The organism is Microbacterium maritypicum, from assembly GCF_008868125.1.
Lineage (GTDB): Bacteria > Actinomycetota > Actinomycetes > Actinomycetales > Microbacteriaceae > Microbacterium > Microbacterium maritypicum.
In genome coordinates, this window is record NZ_WAAQ01000001.1 from 1457453 (window position 1) to 1482062 (window position 24610).

The following is a 24610-nucleotide window of genomic DNA, read 5'->3' on the forward strand; positions in this document are numbered from 1 at the left end:
TGTCGGCTGGTGGACGTAACGTGAGAGCATGGCCAGGAGTACCACGAAGACAGAGAGCGCGTCGACCAGCGCACCGTCGCGCCCCAAGCGGCAGACGGCTCCCAAGGCCCCACCCGCGCGCAAGGCGCAGCCCGCTCCCAAGAAGTACATCGACGAGGCAGACAAGCCGCCGGTCGCCGTCCGGGCCTGGGTCGGGCTGGCGCACGGCGTCGGCGGACTCTTCCGCGCGTTCGGCCCTGAGACTCTCGAGAAAGACGATCGTCGCGACGGTTTCCCCTTCCTCCTCGTGCTCCTCGCCGTGCTCGGCGCGGTCAACGAGTGGTTCTTCATCGGCAACGAAGTCGCTGCGAACATCAGCGCGTACTCCGTCGGAGGGCTGATCGGACGGGTCGCGTTCGTGATGCCCGTGCTTCTGCTCCTGCTCGCCGGATGGTTGTTCCGTCACCCTTCGTCAGTTCATGACAACGGCCGTATCGGCATCGGGTTCGGTCTGTTCGTCCTGACCCTCGCCGGCTTCTGCCATGTCGCGGGAGACGGCCCTCAGCCCAAGGAGGGCATGCTCGCATTGAGCGAGTCCGGCGGGCTGTTCGGATGGATGCTCGGACAGCCGCTGAGCTACCTCACCGACATTCCCGCGTACATCGTGCTGTCGCTGCTTGCGGCACTCAGCATCCTGATCCTCACCAAGACACCGCCGAACCGCATCGGTGCCCGCCTCGGCGACCTGTACGCCTGGATGTTCGACGCCGAACGCCCGGAGAAGCCTGCCAAGGACGTTGCGGCGATCGATGACGCCGACAAGGTCGACGACCCCGACGTGCTGCCCTGGTGGCGGCGCAACAAGACCGGTCGGGAAGAGGAGCCCGACGAGGGCACCCTCGGCTCGGATGACATCACGGCGCTGCTCACGACCTCCGATCCGACTCCCGCCTACGACCAGGCGGTCGTCGTCGAGAACCCGTATGACGCGGCCACCGAGGTGCTGTCCGATGTGAGGTCCGTCGCCGACTCCCTCGCGGAGCAGCAGACCACGGCGCTCCTCGACGACTCCTCCGACACCGGAGAGGTGCCGGAGCTTCCCGGACTCGACGGCTTCGGCACCGAGGGCCCTGGCGACCGCGGACCGCAGGCTCCCGTGACGCCGTACATCCTGCCCTCTCCCGGCCTCCTGGTCGAAGGTCCACCGCCGGTGATGCGCTCCGAGGCCACTGACAAGGTGATCGAGCAGATCACCAGTGTGCTGTCGCAGTTCAAGGTCGATGCGAAGGTCACCGGGTTCTCCCGCGGACCGACGGTCACGCAGTACGAGGTCGAGGTAGGCCACGGCGTCAAGGTCGAGAAGATCCTGCAGCTGAGCAACAACTTCGCCTACGCGGTGGCATCGAACGACGTCCGCATCCTCTCGCCGATCCCCGGCAAGAGCGCGATCGGCATCGAGATCCCCAACGCCGACAAGGAGATGGTGGCGCTCGGCGACGTGCTGCGCTCGCCCGTCGCGCAGAAGAGCACACACCCGATGACGATCGGCGTCGGCAAAGACGTTGGCGGCAACATCGTCATCGCGAACCTCGCCAAGATGCCCCACCTCCTGGTCGCCGGTTCCACAGGCTCTGGTAAGTCGAGCTTCGTGAACTCCATGATCACGAGCCTGCTGATGCGCGCTCGCCCCGCCGACGTGCGCATGGTGCTGATCGACCCGAAGCGTGTGGAGCTCACCAGCTACGCCGGTGTCCCGCACCTGATCACGCCCATCATCACGAACCCCAAGAAGGCGGCGGAAGCGCTGCAGTGGGTCGTGAAGGAGATGGACATGAGGTACGACGACCTCGCATCCTTCGGCTTCCGTCACATCGACGACTTCAACCGAGCCGTGCGTGCGGGCGAGGTCGAGCTGCCGGTGGGCAGTGAGCGCGTTCTGAAGCCGTACCCGTACCTCCTGGTCGTGGTCGACGAGCTCGCCGACCTCATGATGGTCGCCCCTCGCGACGTGGAGGACTCGATCGTGCGCATCACGCAGCTCGCGCGAGCCTCCGGCATCCACCTCGTCCTCGCGACGCAACGTCCGAGTGTCGACGTCGTCACCGGACTCATCAAGGCGAACGTCCCCTCTCGTCTGGCCTTCGCCGTCACCAGCGTCACCGACAGCCGCGTCATCCTCGACAGCCCCGGCGCCGACAAGCTCATCGGTCAGGGTGATGCGCTGTTCTCGCCCATGGGCTCGTCCAAGCCGTTCCGTCTGCAGGGCGCCTGGGTCGACGAGAAGGAGATCGACGCGGTCGTCAAGCACGTCACCCGTCAGGCACGTCCGGACTACCGTCCCGATGTGCAGGAGGCGATGGAGCCGACCAAGAAGAAGGAAGTCGACGAGGACATCGGCGACGACCTGGAGCTGCTGCTCGCGGCCGCCGAGCTCATCGTCTCGTCCCAGTTCGGCTCGACGTCGATGCTCCAGCGCAAGCTTCGTGTCGGCTTCGCGAAAGCCGGTCGCCTCATGGACCTGCTGGAGTCGCGCGAGATCGTCGGTCCGTCCGAGGGATCCAAGGCGCGAGACGTGCTGGCCACGGCCGAGCAGCTCCCGCAGGTCATGGCGAAGCTCCGCGGCGACGACGTGCCGGCGTCGCCGTCCGCAGCCCCGGTCGCTCCGCCCGTCCCACCCCTTCCTCAGACACATGATCCCATCGCGGCCCAGTACGAGGGGCTTCCCGAGGTGGAGGCCGAGGGCGACGAAGACGCCTGGGGCCTGACGGGACGCGACTGATGGCCATTCCTCGGCAGCTTCCCAACGCCATCACCGTCGCGCGCATCCCGCTGGCGGTCGTCTTCTTCATCCTGTTGCTGCTGGGCGGCCAGTACGGCCTTCCAGACCCCGGCCTCCGTTGGGCTGCCGCGATCATCTTCATCGTCGGCATCTCGACGGACTGGGTCGACGGCTACCTCGCACGCAAGTACGACATCGTCAGCGACTTCGGCAAACTCTGGGATCCCATCGCCGACAAGATGCTCACGGGCGCTGGGTTCATCGGGCTCGCCATCCTGGGCGAGGTCAGCTGGTGGATCGTGGCGATCATCCTGGTGCGCGAGTGGGGGATCACGATCCATCGACTCATGGTCGCCAGCGAGCATGTCGTCGCCGCGGCCTGGATGGGCAAGATCAAGACGGCATTCCAGGGGGTGGCGCTCGGCTGGGCACTGCTTCCGTTGCACTACCTCATCGGCCTCGACGCCTGGACGCTGATCACCTTCATCCTCATGCTCATCGTCCTGGTGCTCACGGTGGTGAGCGGCATCGACTACATCGTGGCGCAGGTGCGGGGTTCGCGCCGGAAGCCTTGAGCGAAGAGAGCGCCGCGGTCCTCGCAGCGCTGGGCAGGCGCGGGTGGACGCTCGGGATCGCCGAATCGCTGACAGGTGGCGCTCTGTGCGCGGATGTCGCCGCCATCCCCGGCGCATCCGCGGTGCTTCTCGGGGGCGTCGTGGCCTACGCGACGCCGGTGAAGGCGACCGTGCTGGGAGTGGACGCGGTTCTTCTGGACGCACACGGACCGGTGCACCCGCAGGTCGCTCTGCAGATGGCCGACGGCGTCAGAGACGTGGTCGGTGTCGGGGGTGCGCCAGCCGATGTAGGCGTGTCGACGACGGGGATCGCCGGCCCGGACTCCCCGGACGGCCAGCCGGTCGGCACTGTGCACATCGGAGTCGTGACCCCTGTGGCGTCGCGGACCACGGCCTTCCACTTCAGCGGGGACCGCGACGCGATCCGGACGCAGGCCGTGGCGGCAGCACTTCGAGAGGTGCTCGCGGTGGTGGCGGAATAGTGACGCCCTCGGCCTGGTTATCTCTCTTGTGCTCACACTAAAACCACAGAGTGCAGGGGTAGATTCTGTGCAGGCCAGGGGTACTAGACTGGCTGTCTCATCGGGGGAGACCTCGAACGATCACATGGGGAGGAGGTTCCGATGATTCTTGTTCGACAGGAAATCGGCGATGTGCTGAGGGACTTCCGCCTGCAGAAGGGGCGCACGCTCCGGCAGGTCGCAAGCAAGGCATCGGTTGCCCTCGGCTACCTCAGTGAGGTCGAGCGCGGGCAGAAGGAGGCGTCGAGCGAGATCCTCGCATCCGTCGCCGATGCGCTCGACGTTCCCATCTCGACGATCATGCGCGAGGTCGGAGATCGCATCTCCGTGCTCGAGGGCATTCAGGTGTTCCCGGATGTCGTTCCGGACGACCTCGTGGCCTCGATCGAACCCCAGCTCTCGCTGCACTGACCCACGGTCAGACCAGCGATGCGTCGTAGCGAGTTTCTCCGCGCCGTCGAGACAGAGTTCCAGGCGCGTGCCTCCTCTCTGGTGAACGACCTCGGTCTCAGCGCCGTCGGCGGCCGTACGGCTGTGGAAGCGCTGGCCGACGGCACTCCACCGCGCGAGATCTGGTTGGCGCTGTGCGCCGAGATGGACGTGCCGGAGAACAGGCGGCATGGCGTCGGCAGGCAAGAGCCGCGCGGACGCTGATCCGTCCCTCGATGTCCGATGCCTACGGGACACGCGATGAGATCCACGGCGTGTCGTCGAAGATCTGTTCGAAGCGGGCGTAGTCTTCTGCACAAGTGGTTCAGGGAGTCTGTTCTCCACGGTATGTGAGCTCGCGGCGTCGATGTCGGTGGCCTCTCCTACGGTGGAAAACGAGCCGAAGAGCCATTACGCCTTGTCGGAGAGTTTCTCCCAACCGGGAGAGCCGCGACAGCCTACAGGCGGCATCACGCGCGCAGAAGGAGCACATCATGCCATCACCCGCCGACCGCGAGAAGTCCCTCGAGACCGCCCTCGCCCAGATCGACCGCCAGTTCGGAAAGGGCTCGGTCATGCGGCTGGGCAGCGATGAGCGTGCCCCCGTGGCCGTCATCCCCACCGGCTCCATCGCCCTCGACGTCGCCCTCGGCGTCGGAGGTCTCCCGCGTGGTCGAATCGTCGAGATCTACGGACCGGAGTCCTCGGGTAAGACGACTCTCACCCTGCACGCGATCGCGAACGCTCAGCGCGCCGGCGGCATCGCCGCCTTCATCGACGCCGAGCACGCGCTCGACCCGGATTACGCCGCGAAGCTCGGTGTCGACATCGACGCGCTTCTGGTCTCCCAGCCTGACACCGGTGAGCAGGCGCTCGAGATCGCCGACATGCTCGTGCGCTCGGGGGCCATCGACCTCATCGTCATCGACTCCGTGGCCGCGCTCGTCCCTCGCGCCGAGATCGAGGGTGAGATGGGCGACTCGCACGTGGGTCTGCAGGCGCGACTCATGTCACAGGCGCTGCGTAAGCTCACGGGTGGTCTGAACCAGACCAACACCACGATGATCTTCATCAACCAGCTTCGCGAGAAGATCGGTGTGTTCTTCGGCTCGCCCGAGACCACCGCCGGTGGTAAGGCGCTGAAGTTCTACGCCTCGGTCCGCATGGACATCCGTCGTATCGAGACGCTGAAGGATGGCACCGACGCCGTCGGAAACCGCACCAGGGTGAAGGTGGTGAAGAACAAGATGGCACCGCCCTTCAAGCAGGCCGAGTTCGACATCCTCTACGGCGTCGGCATCTCCCGCGAAGGCAGCCTGATCGACTTCGGTGTCGAGCACGCCATCGTGAAGAAGTCGGGCTCGTGGTACACCTACGACGGAGACCAGCTGGGCCAGGGCAAGGAGAACGCGCGAACGTTCCTGCTCAACAACCCCGACATCGCGCTGGCCATCGAGACGCAGATCAAGCAGAAGCTCGGCATCGGCGGCGCGGCTGTGCCGGCGGCTGCAGACGAGCTCGCCGAGCGTCGTCCGGCCTGATGAACGACACTCGTGGGGGCGATCCGGATCGGGTCGCCCCCATCATCCCTCTCTTCGGCGGTGCATCGAAGAAGCCTGCCTCGACGCGACCGGCTCAGAACCTGGAGCGTGGCCAGGAGGCGGAAGAACCTTCGTCACGTACCGGCGATGCGGCCGTATGGCGTACGACCTGGGACGCGCCGCCCGCGGGGGTTTCCCGTATCGACGAGAGCGACGCAGGCACACCCAGCGATCGGCACCCCGCACGAGGAGTCAGGGGCAGCTCTGCCACAGCGTCTCGCTCGGCAGGTTCCGCTCCTCGTCTCCGTGCGCTCGGCGACGAGCCGAGCGACGGGATCGACAGCGGAGAGACGGCGTCGCTCGACGAGATCCGAGTCTCTGCAGAAGAGTCGCTCGTGCGCAAGCTGCGGGCTCGGTCGTTGTCCATCTCCGAGTCGCGGCAGGTGCTGAGGGGTGTGGGGCTCGACAGCGGCATGATCGACGATGTGATCGACGACTTCTGTCGTCGTGGCTATCTCGATGATTCCGCTCTCGCGGGGGTCCTCGTGACGTCGGGTGTGGAACGGAAAGGCCAGGGAAGAGTGGCCCTGTCCCGCGCGCTCGCCCAGCGGGGCATTCCGCGCGACGTGATCGACGCTGCTCTCGACGAGCTGCCTGACGATGATGACGAACGCGCGCTCGAGTTCGCACGTGGCAAGGCGCGATCGATGGGGCGACTCGACCCCGACACGGCTCTCCGGCGATTGGTGGGTCAGCTCTCCCGTCGCGGCTACAACGGAGCTGTGGCGATGAAGGCCGCGAAGTCCGCGCTGCGGGAGGCCTCCTTCGGCGGTCCGACCTCCGGCGTCCGCTTCGTCGATTCCGACTGAGGCGGCGACACGCCCCTGCTCAGCAGCGGCTCGTACAATGGGGTGATCATGACTATCCCGCGCAGTGAACCGACGATCATCGGCGCGTCCTCGGCAGCCGTCGACGACGACGGACGACAGCGATCGTATGAAGTGCGCACCTTCGGGTGCCAGATGAACGTGCATGACTCCGAGCGTCTTTCGGGGTCGCTGGAGAGCGCGGGCTACGTACGTGCGCTCGACGGCGCCGAAGCCGACGTGGTGATCATCAACACGTGCGCGGTCCGCGACAACGCCGCGGGCAAGCTGTACGGCACGCTCGGACACCTCGCATCCGTCAAGCGGCGCAAGGACGGCATGCAGATCGCGGTCGGCGGTTGTCTGGCGCAGATGGACAAGCAGGCGGTCCTCGACAAGGCCCCCTGGGTCGACGTCGTGTTCGGCACGCACAACATGGGCTCGCTCCCGGGGCTTCTCGAGCGCGCACGGCACAACGGCGACGCCGAACTCGAGATCCTCGAATCGCTCGAGGTCTTCCCCTCCACGCTGCCGACCAAGCGCGACTCCGCACACAGCGGCTGGGTCTCCATCTCGGTCGGATGCAACAACACGTGCACCTTCTGCATCGTGCCGAGCCTTCGCGGCAAGGAGAAAGATCGACGTCCCGGCGACATCCTGAACGAGATCCGCCTCCTCGTCGAAGACGGCGCGATCGAGGTCACGCTTCTCGGCCAGAACGTGAACTCCTACGGGGTGGAGTTCGGTGATCGTCAGGCATTCGGCAAGCTGCTGCGGGCGGCAGGCGAGATCGAAGGACTGGAGCGCATCCGATTCACGAGCCCGCATCCTGCGGCGTTCACCGATGACGTGATCGACGCCATGGCCGAGACCGCGAACGTGATGCCGCAGCTGCACATGCCGCTCCAGTCGGGAAGCGACCGCATCCTCAAGGCGATGCGCCGCTCGTACCGCAGCGAGCGATTCCTCGGGATCCTCGACCGGGTTCGCGCCCGCATCCCGAATGCCGCCATCACCACCGACATCATCGTCGGCTTCCCCGGCGAGACCGAGGAGGACTTCGAGGACACGATGCGGGTCGTCGAGCAGGCTCGTTTCTCCAGCGCTTTCACCTTCCAGTACTCGATCCGCGAGGGCACGCCCGCCGCGACGATGGAGGACCAGGTGCCGAAGGAGATCGTGCAGGCGCGCTACAACCGCCTGATCGCGCTCCAGGAACGCATCTCTCTGGAGGAGAACCAGAAGCAGGTCGGTCGCGAGATCGAAGTCCTGGTTTCCACGGGCGAGGGCAAGAAGGACACCGAGACCCACCGCCTCACGGGGCGTGCCGAAGACAACAGGCTCGTGCACTTCGAGGTCACGGAAGGCTCTGAGCTGCCCCGCCCCGGTGATGTCGTCACCGTGACCGTCACGCACGGCGCCCCGTTCCATCTGCTGGCCGACGATCCGACGGGGGCGCCGCTGAAGATCCGTCGCACCCGCGGTGGAGACGCCTGGGACCGCTCGCAGTCCGAGTCGTGCGCCGTTCCCGCTCCGAGTGGCGATGGCGGGCCGAAGGCCGTCTCGCTCGGGCTGCCCACGCTGCGTGTCGGCGTGTGACCGGACCCCGACTCTGGGCGATCGTCGGGGCGACCGGCACCGGCAAGAGTGATCTCGCGATCGACCTGGCGGAGACGCTGCGGGAGCAGGGCAATCCGGCCGAGATCGTGAATGCCGACGCCATGCAGCTCTATTGCGGAATGGATGTCGGCACCGCCAAAGTGCCGATGGGCGAGCGGCGGGGCGTTCCGCATCACCTCTTCGACGTCCTCGAGGTCGATGAGGACGCGGCCGTCGCGTGGTACCAGCCCCGGGCACGTGCTGCGGTGGAGGATATCCACCGCAGAGGCGGTGATGCGATCCTCGTCGGCGGTTCTGGCCTCTACGTGTCGAGCGTCGTGTTCGACTTCCGGTTCCCTCCTCGCGATGCGGAACTGCGTGAGCGCCTCGAGCGGGAACTCGAGACCCATGGAACCGCGCAGCTGCTCGAACGTCTGCGCATACTCGATCCCGAAGCGGCCGCGCGTGTCGATCCGCGCAATCCTCGTCGTGTCGTGCGTGCCCTCGAGGTACTCGAGCAGGGGAGCGCGACACACGGTGCGACCCTCCCCGAACGTCCCGTCCTCTGGCATCCGCACACGCGTCTCATCGGTCTCCGCGTCGACCGCGCAGCTCTCGTCGAGCGCCTCGATGCCCGCGTGGAGCGCATGTGGGACGGCGGGATCCTCACCGAGGTGGGGGAGCTACGCGCACGGGGCCTCGAACGCGGTACGACGGCGCCGCGTGCGATCGGCTATGCGCAGGCACTCGCCCAGCTCGAGGGAACCCTCACCGAGGCCGAGGCCATCGCACAGACCCAGGCGCTCACGCGGCGTTATGCCCGCCGACAGGTGTCCTGGTTCAAGCGCTATCCCGACCTCGAATGGTGGGATGCTCCGGCGGAGGCCGCCACGCTCCTGCGCGCCTGACCATCTCCATGTCGGTGCCTCCTGCGATGCTGGCCGCATGACGAAGACCCACTTCTATACCGCTTCCAGTCTCGACGGGTTCATCGCCACCGAGGAGCACTCCTTGGACTGGCTGCTCACGCAGGACATCGACCAAGACGGACCGATGGCGTACGCGGGGTTCGAGCGCAGCATCGGAGCGCTGGCGATGGGGTCGTCGACCTACGAGTGGGTGATGCGCCACGAGGAGGGACGGTGGGGCTACACGCAGCCCACGTGGGTGTTCACGCACCGTGAGCTGGAGCTGCCGGCCGGTGCTGACGTCAGACTGACCCAAGCCGACGTCAGCACGGTGCATGCAGAGATGGTGCAGGCGGCAGCGGGGAAGGATCTCTGGGTCGTGGGCGGGGGAGACCTGGCAGGCCAGTTCGCCGACGCGGGGCTGCTCGACGAAGTGTGGGTGCAGTACGCACCGGTGACGCTCGGCTCGGGCGCTCCACTGCTTCCGCGCAGGCTCGACCTCGAGCTGCTCGAGGTGGCTCGCAACCGCAACTTCCTCTGCGGGCGTTACCGACTCGCGCGGCACTGAGTGGTCGTGCGTGATCCCTAGACTGGAGCCATGGTCGCATTCACCAAGGGTCACGGCACGGGCAACGACTTCATCATCATCGCTGACCCGGACGGCGAGCTCGATCTGACCATCGAGCAGGTCGCGGTGCTGTGCGATCGTCATTTCGGCATCGGCGCTGATGGAATCCTTCGCGTTGTGAGGTCCTCGGCCATTCCCGAAGGCGGTGCGACCCTCGACGAGGAGCCGCAGGCGGAGTGGTTCATGGATTACCGCAATGCCGACGGATCGATCGCCGAGATGTGCGGAAACGGCATCCGCGTGTTCGCTCACTATCTCGTGCGCTCCGGTCTCGCGACGATCGAACCCGGCTCGACCTTGCCGATCGGCACGAGGGCGGGTGTGCGCGACGTCACCCGAAGCGCCACCGGATACCAGGTAGATCTCGGTCGCTGGAAGCTCTCCGGTGACGACCCGCTCGTACGCGTCGACGGGCTGTCCGTCACCCGGCCGGGTCTCGGTATCGACGTGGGTAACCCGCACGTCGTTGTGGCCCTCGCCTCGGAGGCCGAGCTCGCGTCTCTGGAGCTGCACCGCGCGCCTGACCTCGACCCGCTGCTTCCCGCGGGCGCCAACATCGAGTTCGTCGTTCCCGGTGAACCGCTCGTCCGCGACGGCATCGGCCATGTGAGCATGCGCGTCTACGAGCGTGGCGTGGGAGAGACGCTCAGCTGTGGCACGGGGGTCGCCGCGACAGCCCTGGCGGTGCGGTACTGGGCGGGCGAGAAGGCTCCGAACAACTGGCAGGTCGAGGTGCCGGGAGGTACGCTCGGCGTGCGCATGTTCCCTGCGGAGGACGGCGAGCACGTCGCCCTCTCGGGGCCCGCGCAGCTTGTGTTCCAGGGCGAGGTCGACCTCGCCTGAGCACCCGACTCGGGTGCCACCGAGAATCAGAGAACCGCGGGCTCAGCTGAGGATGATCGGCTCCGTCGGCGGGTTTCCGTGCTTGCGTACCTTGAGGATGCGGTAGCCCTTGCCCGTGGCGGTGCGGAAGACGCTATAGCCGGGGTGGAAGGTCGATCCGATCCATCGCTGAAGCGAATCGGCACCGAGGTTGCGCTGCACGACGAGCCACGCGTCGCTGCGCTCATCGAGGCGCGGGATCCAACGCTCGAGAAGCCCGTGCAGCTCGTTCTTCCCCACGCGGATCGGCGGGTTCGAGCGGATCGTGCGGAAGGTGACGTGCTCGGGAACATCGTCGGGCAGAGATGCGTTGACATTGGTGAGCCCGAGAGCTGCCGCGTTTCGACGCACCAGATCGAGGGCGCGCTCGTTCACATCGACGGCCCACACCGTCGCGTGGGGAGCGGCCAAGGCCATCGAGAGCGTCACCGGACCCCAGCCGCTGCCGAGGTCGAGAAGATCGCCGCCCGGGGGAACCGGGGGCATGTTGGCGAGGAGCACTGCAGTGCCGGCATCCAGACGATCCGGGCTGAAGACTCCACCGGCGGTGGTGACTTCCAGCTCTCGACCTGCGAGCGATACGCGGATCTTACGCAGATTCTCGGGGCTTGCCGGGGCCGCAGTGAAGTAGTGATCTGACCCCATACGGTGAGCGTACCGGACAGCGCGGGCTAAGGTTAAGGCTCGCAACAAAACCCAGAGATAAGGAACGGATGACGGAGACCACCACACCCTCCACCGGCGACCACACGGTCGATCGTGTGCTCGCGAACGCGGAGAAGCGCTCGGACGTCCACGTCTTCGGCGCTGCGCAGGCGCTGCAGGATGAATCGACGGCATCGCACACGAGCTCGGACGGCGCGCAGTGGGATCTCGAGGACCGTCATGCGCTTCGACGCGTCGGGGGGCTCTCGACGGAGCTCGAAGACGTCACCGAGGTCGAGTACCGACAGTTGCGCCTGGAGAACGTCGTCCTCGTGGGCGTATATCCCCAGGGGGCTCAGGAAGACGCGGAGAACTCACTCCGGGAACTCGCCGCGCTTGCGGAGACCGCTGGTGCGGTCGTGCTCGACGGTGTTCTGCAGCGTCGTCCGCACCCCGATGCCGCGACCTACCTCGGCCGAGGCAAGGCCCAGGAACTCAAGGACATCGTCGCCGCCGTCGGAGCCGACACCGTCATCGCCGACACCGAGCTCGCACCGAGCCAGCGTCGCGCACTCGAGGACGTCGTCAAGGTCAAGGTCATCGACCGGACCACGGTGATCCTCGACATCTTCAGCCAGCACGCGAAGAGCCGCGAGGGCAAGGCCCAGGTCGAGCTGGCCCAGCTCGAATACCTGCTGCCGCGTCTGCGCGGCTGGGGCGATTCGATGAGCCGCCAGGCCGGTGGCCAGGTGGGCGCCGGCGGCGCCGGAATGGGCTCCCGTGGCCCCGGTGAGACCAAGATCGAACTGGATCGCCGACGGATCCGCACCAAGATGGCTCTGCTCCGACGGCAGATCCGCGACTTCGGTCCTGCCCGTGACGCCAAGCGCGCGGAGCGCAAGCGGAACACGATCCCCTCCGTGGCGATCGCCGGATACACGAACGCGGGCAAGTCCAGCCTCCTCAACGCGCTCACCAGCGCGGGAGTGCTCGTGGAGAACGCGCTGTTCGCGACGCTGGATGCGACCGTGCGTCGCACCGAGACGGAGGACGGCCGCGTCTACACGTTGACCGACACCGTCGGATTCGTGCGCAACCTCCCGCATCAGCTCGTGGAAGCATTCCGTTCGACGCTGGAAGAGGTCGGCGAGGCCGACGTCGTCCTCCACGTCGTCGACGGGTCGCACCCGGATCCGGCAGGTCAACTCCAGACCGTGCGAGATGTGCTCGGCGATGTCGGCGTCCGCGACCTCCCGGAGATCGTCGTCTTCAACAAGGCGGATCTGATCGACGAGGACGAGAGGCTCGTGCTTCGCGGTCTCCAGCCGCACGCCCACTTCGTGTCATCACGATCGGGCGAGGGAATCGCGGAGCTTCGCGCTGCGGTGGAGGAAGCACTCCCGAAGCCTGCCGTCGAGGTGCACGCCGTGATCCCCTACGATCGCGGTGACCTGGTCGCGGCGATCCACGAGTCCGGCATGCTCCTCTCCGTGGAGCACACGGAGGACGGCACTGCTGTGCACGCCCGCGTGTCGGAGCGTCTCGCCGCCGAACTCGCTCCGTTCGCCGCACAGAGCTGAGCGGATCTCATCGGGCGAGGAAGCGCGCCTCCACCGTGGCGGAGATCACGATCTCCTCGGGTTCGTATTCCATGGACGGTGCCGCGTCGGCCGCGAACGCCACCCCACCACGCGCTTTGAGCATCGGAGCACCCTGTGACGGCTGTCCGCTGGAGATGAGACCGACGTCGGCGATCTCCAGGGGAGTGACCTCATGCAAGCCGAGCGCGCCCGCGTAGGCCTCGGCTCGTGTGACCGCGACACCGACGGCTGCGGCGGCCACATCGCGCTCGATCTGCGCGCGCGTGGCGGTCGTCAGATGCCAGTCCACCCAGCCCACCTCGACCCCGTCCCAGGGGGAGATGTCGGAGACCCAGATGGACAGGTCGGAGGCCTCCGCGAACGTGGCGGTGAAATCGATGCTCGCGTAGTACACGGGAGCGAGACGCTTGCCGTCGTTGCTCCACGGGCGTTCGGCCCGCACCGAGAGCCGCTTGCTCGTCCACTCGACGACGCTGCCCGTGTCCGCACGGTCGGTGATACTGCTGCGCACCGGTTCGGCAAGGCGCATCACGTTCTCGACGACGGCTGTGCGCTCGGGCCCATCCGCACGCACTCCGACGCGGATGGTGGCGCGCTCAGGGGCGACCCGCGCCTCGTGCTCGCCGCGGACGGTGACGGTGACTTCGCTCATGGGGCGACTCTACGCCAGCCGTCGGACCGGATGCGGAATGGCGTAGCCGCGGAGAACGTTGTAGTCTGTGATGCTCGGGCGTTCACCGCTCGGGCTGGTAATTCCACAGTGTGACAGCGGCTCCTTCGAGAGAAGGACCACGGGGCTGATCGGTTTCGACAGCGCCTGTGAATCCACGAGAAGCGGGCCGAGGATGCAGAGTTATCTCGTAAACGCTCTCTGCAAAAAAATAGTTGCCGAAACCAAGCGCAACGACTTCGCCCTCGCTGCATAAGCGAGCCCGATAGTCCGTCAGGCCGTATGTGATTCCGATACGGATCCTGGCGTCATCTAGGAATCTTGCTGCGTGATGGCGTCTGGACGTCACGTGGGACTCTTCCCAGGCTGGGCTTGTCGACTTAGGTGTCTGTGACAAAGGTCGGAGCCGAGTAGAACGTCTTCACAGACTGCGCCCGGAGAAGGCGTGGAGACTCAGCGTTGGACGGGGGTTCGATTCCCCCCAGCTCCACCACGTCGCTGTCACACAGGAATGAGGCCCGCCTCTCCCAGGAAACTGGGGGAGGCGGGCCTTTCTGCGTCGGGGCGGCAACACGAGAACGACCCCGCGCCGTCCCTCCGGCGCGATGGCATCGCGACGCACTCGACAACGGCCGGGGGCGCTCTATATTGAGGTCTGTGGACAACACTTCGGAACCACCCACGAGCGGTCTCACCAGGACCGAGGTCGCCGAACGCGTCGCCGCCGGCAAGACCAATGCGTTCGTCGCCGACACCAGTCGCAGCGCGTGGAGCATCGTACGCGCGAACGTGTTCACCCTCTTCAACGGCATCGTCTTCGCCTGCTTCTTCGTGTTGTTCCTCGTCGGGCGATGGCAGGATGCCCTCTTCGGACTCGCGGCATTCGCGAACGCGATCATCGGGTGCGTGCAGGAGTTCCGGGCGAAGTCCGCACTCGACCGTCTCGCGCTGATGAACGCACCGCGCGCGCTGGTCCTCCGAGACGGTGAGGAGGTCGAGGTCGCGCCGGGAGAGGTCGTCCTCGACGATGTCCTCGTGTTCCGGGCCGGAGAGCAGGTACCGGCCGACGCGCGGGTCCTCACCGCGCGAGGGCTCCAGATTGACGAGTCGATGCTCACGGGGGAGTCGGACCCGGTGGAGAAGCAGCCCGGCGACGACGCGCTCTCCGGAGCCGTGGTCGTTGCGGGAGAAGGAACCGCGACCGCGACACGCGTGGGCGCTGACTCCTATGCGAACCACTTCGCGGGTGAGGCCAAGCGCTTCTCTCTCGTCTCCAGTGAGCTGCGCACATCGGTCAATCGGGTCTTGAAATGTGTCAGCTGGATCATCGGCCCGGTCGGGCTTCTCGTGCTCAATGCGCAGATCATCGTTCTCGGCGGTTACTCCACGGTCTTCTCGAGCGGTGCCTGGGTGCAGGCGGTGGTGAACACGATCGCGTCGTTGACGGCGATGATCCCGCTCGGCCTCGTGCTCATGACGAGCATCGCGTTCGCGGTGGGAGCGTCACGGCTCGCCCGCAGGCAAGTGCTGGTGAACGAGCTGCCGGCGGTGGAAGGCCTCGCGCGCGTCGATGTGGTATGCCTCGACAAGACCGGCACGCTCACAGTCGGCGAGATCGGGTTCGACGAGGCGCACCGCCTCGACGGGCTCACCTCGCCGCAGGAGGAGGACGCGGCGGCGGTATTGGCGTGGTACGCCGCGTCGCCCGATGCGAACGCGACCGCACGGTCGATGCGAACGGCCTACCCTGTGATCTCGCCTGTCGTCGTCTCGGGCTACATCCCGTTCTCGTCCGCACGCAAGTGGAGCGCGGTCTCGTTCGCCGAGATCCCTGGGACATGGGTCATGGGGGCGCCGGAGATGGTGTTCGGCGATGCGGCGACGTCGTCGGCCACGCAGCTCGGTCGCACCGTGACCGCGTTAGCCGAGACCGGCCGACGCACGCTGGTCCTCGGTCATGCCGACGCGGTGCTCTCCGAGGCCGATGTCGATGCCGAGCGGCTCCCTGACGGTCTCAAGGCCATCATCGTGCTCACGTTCCGGGAGCAGGTGCGCCCCGACGCCGCACAGACCCTCGCGTACTTCGGGCGCCAGCAAGTCGGCATCCGCATCATCTCGGGCGACAACCCTCGCACCGTCGCAGCCATCGCGCGCGAGGTCGGTCTCGACGTCGCCGAAGGGTTCGATGCCAGAGGGCTTCCCGACGATGATGCCGAACTCGCCGACGTGCTCGACCGGCACACGGTGTTCGGACGCGTCACCCCCGAGCAGAAGAAGCGCATGGTCACGGCGCTGCAGAGCCACGGGCACACCGTCGCGATGACCGGCGACGGCGTCAACGACGCCCTCGCCATCAAAGCGGCCGACATCGGGATCGCGATGAACTCGGGATCGCCGGCCACCAAGGCCGTCGCAAGGCTCGTGCTGCTGGACGGACAGTTCTCGCACCTGCCGGATGTCGTCGCCGAGGGGCGCCAGGTCATCGCGAACATCGAGCGCGTTTCGATGCTGTTCCTGAACAAGACGGTCTATGCGACGCTCTTGGCGATCATCTTCGGCGCATTCGTCCTCGAGTTCCCGTTCCTGCCGCGTCAGCTCTCCATCACCGACGGCCTCACCATCGGCATCCCCGCGTTCTTCCTCGCGCTCATGCCCAACGCGGCGCGCTACGTCCCGGGGTTCCTCCGGCGCTCGCTCAGCTTCGCGATCCCTTCGGGCATCGTCGTCGCCCTGGGACTGACCTGGTACACGTTCGTCGCGCACGGACTGGGCGTGCACGAGGAGCAGCTGCGCACAGGAGCCACGGTCATCCTCGCCGTCGTGGGCATCTGGGTGCTGGCCGTCCTCGCGCGCCCGCTCAATCGGTTCAAGGTGGCCGTCGTGGGGGCGATGTTCATCCTGCTCATCGCCGTGTTCAGCATTCCGCTGGCCAGACAGTTCTTCGTGCTCGTCGATCCCGGGCCGGAGCTCGCCGTCGCGCTCACCGGGATCACGATCGTCATGGTCGCAGCGATCGAGGTCGTGCGGCTGCTGCACCGCCGCCTCGTGCTGTCACCGCCGCCGCGGAAGGATCCGAGCGTCGCCACCAGCGCATCCGAACCGCCGGTATCCGCTCCCCGTGTCGTCGCCGGTGTCATCACGACCGTGGTCGCCGTCCTGGCGTACGCTTTCGGCGCCCTGGCGACCGGGTTCGGCATCCTGGTGTTCCTGGGGCGCTACGACCCGGATGTGAGCGCCTCGGTGTTCTCCCTCACCGGGGCGGCCATCGCGCTGTTCGGCCTCCTCGTCTTCGCGGTCGCCGCAGGCATCCGCCGGGGGAGCGGACTCTCGCGCCTCATGCTCACGATCTTCCTCGGGCTCGCGATCGCGCTCAGCGTGATCGTGCTCGTCTTCGGGGACCGCTGGGACTGGGGAGCCGCCCTGACCGCCGCGTTCGCAGCCGGGATCATCGTTCTGCTGTGGACTCCGCCGGTGTCGCGAACCTTCGGACGCATCCTCGAGAGCTCGATGGGCTCAGCGGCCCCGTAGCGGGCGCTGACGTCTGCTCATCTTCAGCGAGGCCACTCGATGAGGATGAGCCCCTGCCGAGTGTCGGCGAGGCGCACCCAGCCGTCGCCGAACAGGTAGGTCATCCCGTAGCCGTCATCATCCGTACCCATTGCGTATCTGGGGTCTTCGGTGAAGTAGACACCGTCCGCTCCGTCCTCGCGCTTCCAGCCCTCGGCGAGGAGAGCGGACTGCGCCGAGGCGGCATCGGCGTCGTCGATGGCCGACCAGCCGTAGAGCTGCCCGTGGTCGGAACCGACGGTGTAGTCGGCCCAGAAGCACAGCAGCCCCTCGGTCAGCTCGACGCCCCCGGCGACGAACTCCTTCGTCTCGGCCGTCCAGCCGGCCTCGGCGAGGGCCGCGACCGTGCCCGCCGAGATCATCGATTCGCAGGTCAGCTCCGTTTCGGGCGCCTCGGGTGTCGGAGAGCTCACGGGGGCGGTGGTCTCGGTCGGGCGGGGGTCGACGGCTTCAGGCGTCGACGAGGGCCGTGGTTCCGGTGCAGAGCACGCGCTGAGGGCTGCGGCGAGCAGCAGCACGCCCGCAGCGGCGGACATGATCCGGGAGTTCATCGCGGTCCTCGTCGTTCGGTTCAGCTCTGCATCAGGGTCAGGAAGTCACCGTGAAGGGTTCCGTTGGTGGCAAGTGTCGAGCGCGCGGAGATCGTCTCGGTTCCGTCGACAGCCGTCATCCGTCCGCCGGCTTCGCGGACGATCGGCACCGCTGCGGCGATGTCGTACTCCTTGACGCCGAACTCGGCGACCATGTCGATGCGCCCCTCTGCGAGGAGCATGTAGGAGTAGACGTCTCCGTAGGCGCGGTCGCGCCAGACTCGTTCAGCGACGGTCAGGAGCGTGTCGAGGCGGTCGGCCTCCGCCCACTGCGCGATGCTCTGGAAGCTCACACTCGCGTCGTCGAGAGAGGAGACGGACGAGGTGCGCAGCCGGCGCGCTTCGCCCTCGACGGTCGTCCAGGCGCCTTGTCCTTCTGATGCCCACCAGCGTCGTCCGAGCGCCGGCATGCTGACGACACCGATCTGGGGGACGCCGTCGATCGCGAGTGCGATCATCGTGCCCCAGAGCGGGACGCCACGAAGGAAGTTGGCCGTTCCGTCGATCGGATCGATGATCCACTGTCGCTGTGTGCTGCCCTGAGCGCCGAACTCCTCGCCGAAGATGCCGTCCTCCGGACGCTCGGTCTCGAGGATGCTGCGGATCGCACGCTCGGTGGCGAGATCGGCGTCCGTCACGTGGGAGTTGTCGGCCTTGGTCGAGATCTCGAGGTCCGAGGCATCGAACCGGGGGAGCGACTGCGCATCGGCGGCATCGGCCAGGCGGAGGGCGAGCTCGAGGTCGTGGCGCAGGGCTTCAGCGTAGGGGGAGGTGGTCACGGTCTAAGAATAGTCGTCGGGTCCACGCCGTCGGAGGGCCGAAAGGCCATGTTTCGACGCCGTTTCCGGGGCGGCGCGCCCGGGGTCCGAGCTCGATTTCACATGGACCCGGTCGGCTGGTAATGTAATTCCTCGGTCGGGGTTATCCCGGGCCACGCACCTCTAGCTCAATCGGCAGAGCAACTGACTCTTAATCAGTGGGTTCTCGGTTCAAGTCCGAGGGGGTGCACGGAATAGCCTCAGTAGATCTCGCCATCTACCGGGGCTTTTCTGCTTTCTGTGCTGCGTCACGCGATACGTCGAGTCCGACTCCGGTCGCGTCTGGTGCGGCCGGTTGCCCTCCGCTCCCGCAGCGCTGTCGTCGATCCCGTCGTGGTTCCGAGTCGGGTCCGTGTGGGGAATCCGGCGGTATCGCGTAATGGATCGGCCTCGACGTGGTCTCTCAGGTGGGGACACACGCCTCGCGCCTTCGGAGGCACAGCTGCGCAGCAGCCGCGCCGGAGGAGTGGGGCCATCAAGAAACTGGGGAAGATCTTGCACGAGAGAAGAGGCGGCGCCGTCGTGCGCCGAAAGACGACCGCGATCATCGCCGCGGCAGCTGCAGTGCTCACCACCGTGATCACTCTCGCGGGGGCGGGGGCCGCTTCGGCGGCGGAGTACGACTATCCCGCGGCCATCGATCCGTCGTCGATCACCGTGACGACCGTGGGCGGTGGTGGCGGCGTGTCGCAGTGGGACCGGGTGCGTGTCGACGCCGACTGGGCGGTGCCGGATGGGGCCGTCGGCGGTCAGACCTTCGGATTCACGCTCCCGAAGGAGTTCGCCAGCGCCGGGACGTCGTTCTCCGTGCCCTCGGCCGAGGACCCGAGCAAGGCGATCGCCGAGTGCACCGTGAGCTCCGATGCCTCTCCGGTCGTGACATGCACGCTCACCGACTACGTGAACGGGCGCACCGGGGTGACCGGATCGCTGTGGTTCGTCGCCTCGGCTGACGAGCAGACGACGGAGAGCACGGTGGAGTTCACGGTCGACGGCACCATCACGCCGGTCGAGATCCCCGGTGGCGGTATCGGTCCGTCCTCGCCGCTGCCCACCGACCCGCAGAAGTGGTCGTGGCAGACCGCTGACGGCAGGATCGCGTGGCAGCTGATGCTGCCCGGTGCGAGCTTCGAGGGTGCGGAGTCGATCGTGGTCGACGACACCCTCACCGGTGCGGGTGACGGGCTCGCGGAGCATCACAACGAAGACGGTCAGCTCGTGGTGTGGAGCACGACGATGCAGGACCAGGATCCGCAGCCGATCACGAACTGGACCGGATCCTGGAACGCCGACGGAACCTCCTTCCACCTCGAGATCCCTGGACCGGTCGACCCGACGCGGATGTACTTCGTGAAGTACTTCACCGTGCCGAGTTCGCAGGCGGACGGCGCGACCTTCGCCAACACGGCCGACGTCAACGGCGTCAAGCTCAAGGAGACGAGGGCGTGGACGGTCACGGGCGGAGGGACCGGGGACGGCGACGCGACCGGTGCGTTCACCGTGACCAAGCTCGTCGGCGGATCCGGTGCGTCCGGCGTGCCGGCCGATGCCGAGTACACGGTGCGATACAGCTATGGTGATCCGGTCGTCGAACGCACCGTCACCGTCACGGCCGGGGCCACTGCGCCGCTCATCCAGCTGCCGGCGGGGACCGTGGTGACGTTGTCGGAGCTGACTCCGCCGGTCCTCGACGGAATCGAGTGGGGTGCGCCCGTGTTCTCAGGAACCGGGGTCACCGCGCTGGCCGATGGGGGAGCTCAGCTCACCGTCGGAGCTGGCACCACGCTCGCAGTCACCCTCACCAACACAGCCACCACGACGCCGCCGGTGATTCCGCCGACGACGCCGCCGACCGTCGTCACGCCACCGACCGAGCTGCCGCTCACGGGCGGATCGTCGCTGGCCACCACCGGAGGGAATGTACCCGCCGGGATGCTCTGGGCTGGGGGCGCGGCGCTGGTGCTCGGTATGGCGCTCACCGTTCTCGGAGCCGTGCGCGCTCGTGCGCGCGTCACCCAGGACTGATCGATCGCACGAGGCCGGTGCCGAGGAGCTTCCGCTCCTGGGCGCCGGCCTCGCCGTTTCCGCGGGTGCCTGCGGCTCGCGAGGGACCGCGGTGCTGCGCCAGTCAGACCACAGAGATGACCGTGCCGTCGGTGATGGTGCGGAGCTGTTCGAAGGTCAACGGCATGACGGTGTGAGGGTGCCCCGCGGCCGCCCAGAGCGTCGCGTGCTGCTGCAGCTCTTCGTCGATGTAGGTGCGAAGCGGTGCGGGGTGTCCGACGGGCGCGACGCCACCGATCGCCTGGCCCGTGGCAGAGCGGACGATGGACGCGGGGGCCATGGCCACCTCGTCCACCCCGATGCTGCTCGTCAGGGTGACGAGATCCACGCGGTGTCCGCCGCTGGTCATCACCAGAACGGGCGCGCCGTCGGCGAGGAAGACGAGGCTGTTGGCGATCGCCGACACCTCGCATCCGATCGCCGTCGCGGCCTCCGCCGCCGTGCGCGCCGAATCGGGGAGCACACGGATCACGGTGTCGACGCCCGCTTCCGCGAGGTGTCGCTGCACGATCCTGCTGCGTTCGGGGAGAGAAGCCGTTTCACTCATCGCCCCACGATATCCAAGGAGCGTTCGGCCGTGCCGACTCAGGCGGCGTCACCGACGAGGATCGCTGCGGCGTCTTCCGTCGTGGCGTCAGCGGGCTCGTCGTCGATGTGGGCCAGTGCCCGGCGTCCGAGGAGGACGGTGAGGGCGGCGAGCAGCACCGAGGCGGCGGCGAAGAGGTAGGGCACCGTCGCGTTGAACGCATGCCACAGCAACGCCGCGATCGGGGGAGCCATCGCGCCGCCGAGGAAGCGGACGGCCGAGTATGCCGAGGAGGCGACGGAGCGGGGGAGGTCGGTCGCCTCCATCACCGCTTCGGTCAGCACGGTGTTCATCACGCCGAGGAGGAGTCCACCGACGACGATGCAGGTGACCAGCGCGGCGGCGTTCGCCACCAGGAGTCCGGCGGCGATGAGATCGATCGCCAGCAGGGGGAGCACGACCAGGATGATGCGGGTGCGGGGCATCCTGCGCATGAGGAGCGGCGCGACCCAGACGCTGGTGACGGCGAGTGCGACACCCCAGCCGAAGAACGTGAGGCCGATGCCCATCGCCCCGAAGCCCAGGGGGAACGGTGAGAACGCGAGCAGGACGAAGAAGCCGATGTTGTAGAACAGGGCCGTGATCGCCAGTACCGCGAGTGCGGGGCGTCGCAGGGCGGTGAACGGGGCGGAGAACTTCACGGGGACCCGCTTCTCCCGGGGCCCGGGCAGGAGGACGAGCACGGCGACGAAGGCGATCGCCATCAGCACGACGACGCCGAAGAACGGTCCGCGCCAGCTCTGCTCACCGAGGAGACCGCCGAGGAGCGGACCGATGGCGATGCCGAGGCCGAGCGCCGCTTCGTACAGGACGATCGCCGCGCTGCTGCCCCCGGAGGCTGCGCCGACGATGGTCGCCAGCGCCGTCGAGATGAACAGGGCGTTGCCGAGACCCCAGCCGGCTCGGAATCCGATCACCGCATCGACGCTGCCGCTCAAGGCGCACAGCAGCGCGAACACCACGATCAGCGCCAGTCCGATGAGCAGGGTGGCCTTCGCGCCGATGCGGCTGGAGATCCAGCTGGTCACGAGCATCGCGAGCCCGGTCACCAACAGGTAGCTGGTGAACAGCAGCTCCGTCTCGACCGGGGATGCCTGGAGCGACTCGGCGATCGCGGGAAGGATCGGGTCGACGAGTCCGATTCCCATGAAGGCGACGACGCAGGCGAAGGCGACGGCCCAGACCTGTGCCGGCTGCTTCCACACCGAGGGGGTGGCGGGGGTGTTCACCGAGATTCTCCTGTTCGATCAGTGGCGGTGTGCGCGGCGAGGATCTCCGCCGCGCGGGTGAGGGCAGACCATTCCGCATCGGTCAACGCGGCGAACCTCGGCGCGAGCGTCTCGCGGAACTCGGCGCGCCACGAGGCGAGCGCAGCAGTGCCCCGGGAGGTGATGTCGACGACGGTCGCGCGGGAGTCGTCGGGATCGGGGGAGCGGCGCACGAGTTCCTCGCGCTCGAGCGCACCGAGCAGACGCGTCATGCCCGGTTGCGTGGTCCGCGCTGCGTGGGCGAGTTCACCCACTCGCCTGGCTCCTGCCTGCTCGAGCAGACTCAGCACCCGCCACTGCGCCGCAGGGGCGTCGTTTCCGGCGTCCTGAGCGGCGATGCGGCCGAGTGCGTATCCCGAGAGGACGAGGGAGGGGATGACATCCGCACGATTCATACCAGCGAGTATATACCCGATGGTATGCAATCGGATCACCGCCTCGTGCTGGAGATCCGCGCGGAGAGCTGATGTGCGTGCGCGAGGAGGGTCCGCCCGAGCTCGGCCATCCGGTCGGGGCCGAAGCGGAACGCGACGCCCGTCAGGCTCAGCGCCCACTCCGGGCGGCCGGAGCGATCGAAGACCGCGGCGCCCAGGCCCCAGCTGCCCTCGACGATCAGACCGGGGTTGACCGCGTATCCCCGTTCCTTGGTCTCGGCGAGACGTGTCCGAAGGGGCCGCTGACCGTGGACGCGTCCCCAGGAGCCCTCGAGCTCGGGATGACGTTCCAAGTAGGCATCCACATCGTGGTCAGGGAGGAAGGCGAGGATGGCGAGCCCGGCGCTGGCGACACCGAGGGGGAAGCGCACTCCTTCACTGAGGACGAAGGATCGGATAGGGAAGGAGCCCTCTTCGCGGAGCAGGCACACCGTCTCGTCTGCGCGCCGGACGGAGAGGAACGCGCTCTCCTCGGTCTTGACCGCTAGTGAGCGCACGATGTCCCGGGCCAGTGCTGTCACGTCGTACCGCGCGGCCGCCACCGATCCCATGAGGAACAGCTCCGGACCCGGCATCCACCTGGTGCTCGCGCCGTCGCGGTCGACGAGGCCCTCCGACTTCAGAGCGCTCAGGAGCCGGTGGGCGGTCGAACGCGAGAGGTCGGCGGCTATGGCGAGCTCCTGAAGTGAGGCCCCGTCGGAACCTGCGGCCGTGACCAGACGTAGAAGACGTGCGGCCCTGGCGATCGCCTGAGTGCCGGGCACCGAGGTTGTGGGTTCCATAATGTGGACGCTACCTCTGGGTTCGGCCACATCGCAAGATCCGGCTTTCCCGGACGGCTCCCCCGGACGGATGCTGAGGAGAGCACGGAACCGAAGGAGCCGACGTGATCGACAAGCAGTGGGAGTCAGCGGAGGCGGCCGTCTCCGACATCGAGGACGGATCGTCACTGGCGGTCGGCGGGTTCGGCCTGTCCGGGAACCCGATCGCCTTGATCGAGGCTCTTCTGGCGCAGGGGACGAGAGACCTCAGCGTCGTGAGCAACAACTGCGGAGTGGACGACTGGGGCCTCGGCGTCCTGCTCGCCGCCCAGCGCATCCGCAAGATGACATCGTCGTATGTCGGGGAGAACAAGGAGTTCGAGCGCCAGTTCCTCAGCGGTGAACTCGAGCTCGAACTCACCCCGCAGGGCACCCTGGCCGAGAAGCTCAGGGCCGGCGGCTCGGGGATCGCGGGTTTCTTCACCCAGACGGGCGTCGGCACGCAGGTCGCCGAGGGGGGCCTGCCGCGCAGGTACAACCCGGACGGCACGATCGCGGTCGCCTCGCCGGTGAAGGACGTGCGCAGCTTCGAGGTGAACGGGGAGGCGAGGGACTTCGTGCTCGAGGAGGCGATCACCACCGATTTCTCTCTGGTGCACGCCGCCCGCGGAGATCGCCACGGCAATCTCGTGTTCAACAAGGCGGCGCGCAACTTCAATCCGCTCGCCGCGATGGCCGGTCGCATCTGCATCGCCCAGGTCGAGCAGCTCGTGGAGCCGGGGGAGCTCGATCCCGACAGCATCCACCTCCCCGGGGTCTTCGTGCATCGCATCGTCGAGGTCGGCACCGACATCCCCAAGCGCATCGAGCGGCGCACGGTCGCCGCGGAAGGAGCCTGA

The 24610-nt window shown here is 67.3% G+C and carries 23 protein-coding genes, 1 tRNA gene and 1 other RNA gene; 17 read left to right on the top strand and 8 right to left on the bottom strand.

Annotation, left to right across the window (positions count from 1 at the left end; genetic code table 11):
- The first annotated feature begins 28 nt into the window (after window positions 1-28).
- The 11 genes from F6W70_RS07025 (at window position 29) to dapF (ending at window position 10668) form a co-directional block, all read left to right on the top strand.
- Window positions 29-2758, top strand: coding sequence for a DNA translocase FtsK (locus tag F6W70_RS07025; protein WP_151486251.1), 2730 nt, complete (start codon window positions 29-31; stop codon window positions 2756-2758).
- Window positions 2758-3333, top strand: coding sequence for a CDP-diacylglycerol--glycerol-3-phosphate 3-phosphatidyltransferase (pgsA, locus tag F6W70_RS07030; RefSeq protein ID WP_017830903.1), 576 nt, complete (start codon window positions 2758-2760; stop codon window positions 3331-3333). Before F6W70_RS07025 ends, pgsA begins: the two co-directional genes overlap by 1 nt.
- On the top strand, window positions 3330-3815 hold the full coding sequence (locus tag F6W70_RS07035; protein ID WP_151486252.1) for a CinA family protein: 486 nt from the start codon (window positions 3330-3332) through the stop codon (window positions 3813-3815). The genes pgsA and F6W70_RS07035 overlap by 4 nt, the downstream gene beginning before the upstream one ends.
- Before the next feature lie 141 nt (window positions 3816-3956).
- A complete protein-coding gene (locus F6W70_RS07040; RefSeq protein WP_017830901.1) occupies window positions 3957-4265 on the top strand; it encodes a helix-turn-helix domain-containing protein in 309 nt (102 codons plus the stop codon).
- 18 nt (window positions 4266-4283) lie between these two features.
- Entirely contained in the window at window positions 4284-4508 is a 225-nt protein-coding gene (locus F6W70_RS07045) for a DUF3046 domain-containing protein (RefSeq protein WP_055868718.1), read from the top strand.
- 269 nt (window positions 4509-4777) lie between these two features.
- Complete coding sequence (recA, locus tag F6W70_RS07050; RefSeq protein WP_055868716.1) at window positions 4778-5824, top strand: recombinase RecA; 1047 nt, start codon at window positions 4778-4780, stop codon at window positions 5822-5824.
- A 395-nt stretch (window positions 5825-6219) separates the two neighbouring features.
- A complete protein-coding gene (locus F6W70_RS17965) occupies window positions 6220-6693 on the top strand; it encodes a regulatory protein RecX (protein ID WP_318278827.1) in 474 nt (157 codons plus the stop codon).
- A 48-nt stretch (window positions 6694-6741) separates the two neighbouring features.
- A complete protein-coding gene (miaB, locus tag F6W70_RS07060; protein ID WP_151486254.1) occupies window positions 6742-8289 on the top strand; it encodes a tRNA (N6-isopentenyl adenosine(37)-C2)-methylthiotransferase MiaB in 1548 nt (515 codons plus the stop codon).
- On the top strand, window positions 8286-9197 hold the full coding sequence (gene miaA / locus F6W70_RS07065; RefSeq protein WP_151486255.1) for a tRNA (adenosine(37)-N6)-dimethylallyltransferase MiaA: 912 nt from the start codon (window positions 8286-8288) through the stop codon (window positions 9195-9197). Before miaB ends, miaA begins: the two co-directional genes overlap by 4 nt.
- A gap of 37 nt (window positions 9198-9234) precedes the next feature.
- Window positions 9235-9765 carry a dihydrofolate reductase family protein gene (locus tag F6W70_RS07070; protein WP_151486256.1) on the top strand — a complete coding sequence of 177 codons (531 nt, stop codon included), beginning with the start codon at window positions 9235-9237 and terminating at the stop codon, window positions 9763-9765.
- Between the two features lie 30 nt (window positions 9766-9795).
- Window positions 9796-10668 carry a diaminopimelate epimerase gene (dapF, locus tag F6W70_RS07075; protein WP_151486257.1) on the top strand — a complete coding sequence of 291 codons (873 nt, stop codon included), beginning with the start codon at window positions 9796-9798 and terminating at the stop codon, window positions 10666-10668.
- A 42-nt stretch (window positions 10669-10710) separates the two neighbouring features.
- On the opposite strand, the gene F6W70_RS07080 is transcribed toward dapF, so the two are convergent.
- On the bottom strand, window positions 10711-11352 hold the full coding sequence (locus tag F6W70_RS07080) for a class I SAM-dependent methyltransferase (protein ID WP_055868707.1): 642 nt from the start codon (window positions 11350-11352) through the stop codon (window positions 10711-10713).
- 68 nt (window positions 11353-11420) lie between these two features.
- On the opposite strand from F6W70_RS07080, the gene hflX reads away from it, so the two are divergent.
- On the top strand, window positions 11421-12932 hold the full coding sequence (hflX, locus tag F6W70_RS07085) for a GTPase HflX (protein WP_055868706.1): 1512 nt from the start codon (window positions 11421-11423) through the stop codon (window positions 12930-12932).
- Window positions 12933-12939: 7 nt separating this feature from the next.
- Here hflX and F6W70_RS07090 read toward each other — a convergent pair whose 3' ends face one another.
- The gene (locus tag F6W70_RS07090) at window positions 12940-13605 is read right to left on the bottom strand and encodes an SIMPL domain-containing protein (RefSeq protein ID WP_151486258.1); all 666 of its coding nucleotides are present in this window, start codon (window positions 13603-13605) and stop codon (window positions 12940-12942) included.
- A gap of 141 nt (window positions 13606-13746) precedes the next feature.
- Here F6W70_RS07090 and ssrA point away from each other — a divergent pair.
- Both ssrA and F6W70_RS07100 read left to right on the top strand, forming a co-directional pair.
- Window positions 13747-14116: a transfer-messenger RNA gene (ssrA, locus tag F6W70_RS07095) on the top strand.
- Window positions 14117-14280: 164 nt separating this feature from the next.
- Window positions 14281-17151 (top strand): HAD-IC family P-type ATPase, encoded by a 2871-nt coding sequence (locus tag F6W70_RS07100; protein WP_151486259.1) that lies wholly within the window; start codon window positions 14281-14283, stop codon window positions 17149-17151.
- 23 nt (window positions 17152-17174) lie between these two features.
- On the opposite strand, the gene F6W70_RS07105 is transcribed toward F6W70_RS07100, so the two are convergent.
- Both F6W70_RS07105 and F6W70_RS07110 read right to left on the bottom strand, forming a co-directional pair.
- Window positions 17175-17741: a hypothetical protein gene (locus tag F6W70_RS07105; protein ID WP_055868701.1), complete on the bottom strand. Its 567-nt coding sequence runs from the start codon at window positions 17739-17741 to the stop codon at window positions 17175-17177.
- 20 nt (window positions 17742-17761) lie between these two features.
- A complete protein-coding gene (locus F6W70_RS07110; protein ID WP_151486260.1) occupies window positions 17762-18559 on the bottom strand; it encodes an inositol monophosphatase family protein in 798 nt (265 codons plus the stop codon).
- Window positions 18560-18715: 156 nt separating this feature from the next.
- Here F6W70_RS07110 and F6W70_RS07115 point away from each other — a divergent pair.
- A tRNA-Lys gene (locus F6W70_RS07115) sits at window positions 18716-18788 on the top strand.
- A 332-nt stretch (window positions 18789-19120) separates the two neighbouring features.
- Window positions 19121-20623, top strand: a complete 1503-nt coding sequence (locus tag F6W70_RS07120) for an Ig-like domain-containing protein (RefSeq protein ID WP_151486261.1) — start codon at window positions 19121-19123, stop codon at window positions 20621-20623.
- Between the two features lie 103 nt (window positions 20624-20726).
- Here the strand turns inward: F6W70_RS07120 and F6W70_RS07125 are convergent, their stop codons facing one another.
- Genes F6W70_RS07125 through F6W70_RS07140 form a run of 4 tightly spaced genes read right to left on the bottom strand, consistent with a single transcriptional unit; the run spans window position 20727 to window position 23732 of the window.
- Window positions 20727-21209, bottom strand: coding sequence for a YbaK/EbsC family protein (locus F6W70_RS07125; protein ID WP_151486262.1), 483 nt, complete (start codon window positions 21207-21209; stop codon window positions 20727-20729).
- 38 nt (window positions 21210-21247) lie between these two features.
- Complete coding sequence (locus F6W70_RS07130) at window positions 21248-22477, bottom strand: MFS transporter (protein ID WP_151486263.1); 1230 nt, start codon at window positions 22475-22477, stop codon at window positions 21248-21250.
- The gene (locus tag F6W70_RS07135; RefSeq protein WP_017830827.1) at window positions 22474-22911 is read right to left on the bottom strand and encodes a MarR family winged helix-turn-helix transcriptional regulator; all 438 of its coding nucleotides are present in this window, start codon (window positions 22909-22911) and stop codon (window positions 22474-22476) included. Before F6W70_RS07135 ends, F6W70_RS07130 begins: the two co-directional genes overlap by 4 nt.
- Before the next feature lie 35 nt (window positions 22912-22946).
- Complete coding sequence (locus F6W70_RS07140) at window positions 22947-23732, bottom strand: IclR family transcriptional regulator (protein WP_151486264.1); 786 nt, start codon at window positions 23730-23732, stop codon at window positions 22947-22949.
- 104 nt (window positions 23733-23836) lie between these two features.
- Between F6W70_RS07140 and F6W70_RS07145 the strand changes: the two genes are divergently transcribed.
- Window positions 23837-24610, top strand: a complete 774-nt coding sequence (locus F6W70_RS07145; protein ID WP_055868674.1) for a CoA transferase subunit A — start codon at window positions 23837-23839, stop codon at window positions 24608-24610.

What these genes read in the sequence shown, in the direction of transcription:
- F6W70_RS07135 (WP_017830827.1), bottom strand. Translation starts at nt 22,911, where the DNA reads ATGAATCGTGCGGATGTCATCCCCTCCCTCGTCCTCTCGGGATACGCA.
- F6W70_RS07040 (WP_017830901.1), top strand. Translation starts at nt 3,957, where the DNA reads ATGATTCTTGTTCGACAGGAAATCGGCGATGTGCTGAGGGACTTCCGC.
- pgsA (WP_017830903.1), top strand. Translation starts at nt 2,758, where the DNA reads ATGGCCATTCCTCGGCAGCTTCCCAACGCCATCACCGTCGCGCGCATC.
- dapF (WP_151486257.1), top strand. Translation starts at nt 9,796, where the DNA reads ATGGTCGCATTCACCAAGGGTCACGGCACGGGCAACGACTTCATCATC.
- F6W70_RS07140 (WP_151486264.1), bottom strand. Translation starts at nt 23,732, where the DNA reads ATGGAACCCACAACCTCGGTGCCCGGCACTCAGGCGATCGCCAGGGCC.
- F6W70_RS07025 (WP_151486251.1), top strand. Translation starts at nt 29, where the DNA reads ATGGCCAGGAGTACCACGAAGACAGAGAGCGCGTCGACCAGCGCACCG.
- F6W70_RS07070 (WP_151486256.1), top strand. Translation starts at nt 9,235, where the DNA reads ATGACGAAGACCCACTTCTATACCGCTTCCAGTCTCGACGGGTTCATC.
- F6W70_RS07125 (WP_151486262.1), bottom strand. Translation starts at nt 21,209, where the DNA reads ATGAGTGAAACGGCTTCTCTCCCCGAACGCAGCAGGATCGTGCAGCGA.
- hflX (WP_055868706.1), top strand. Translation starts at nt 11,421, where the DNA reads ATGACGGAGACCACCACACCCTCCACCGGCGACCACACGGTCGATCGT.
- F6W70_RS07080 (WP_055868707.1), bottom strand. Translation starts at nt 11,352, where the DNA reads ATGGGGTCAGATCACTACTTCACTGCGGCCCCGGCAAGCCCCGAGAAT.
- F6W70_RS07090 (WP_151486258.1), bottom strand. Translation starts at nt 13,605, where the DNA reads ATGAGCGAAGTCACCGTCACCGTCCGCGGCGAGCACGAGGCGCGGGTC.
- miaB (WP_151486254.1), top strand. Translation starts at nt 6,742, where the DNA reads ATGACTATCCCGCGCAGTGAACCGACGATCATCGGCGCGTCCTCGGCA.
- F6W70_RS07105 (WP_055868701.1), bottom strand. Translation starts at nt 17,741, where the DNA reads ATGAACTCCCGGATCATGTCCGCCGCTGCGGGCGTGCTGCTGCTCGCC.
- F6W70_RS07045 (WP_055868718.1), top strand. Translation starts at nt 4,284, where the DNA reads ATGCGTCGTAGCGAGTTTCTCCGCGCCGTCGAGACAGAGTTCCAGGCG.
- recA (WP_055868716.1), top strand. Translation starts at nt 4,778, where the DNA reads ATGCCATCACCCGCCGACCGCGAGAAGTCCCTCGAGACCGCCCTCGCC.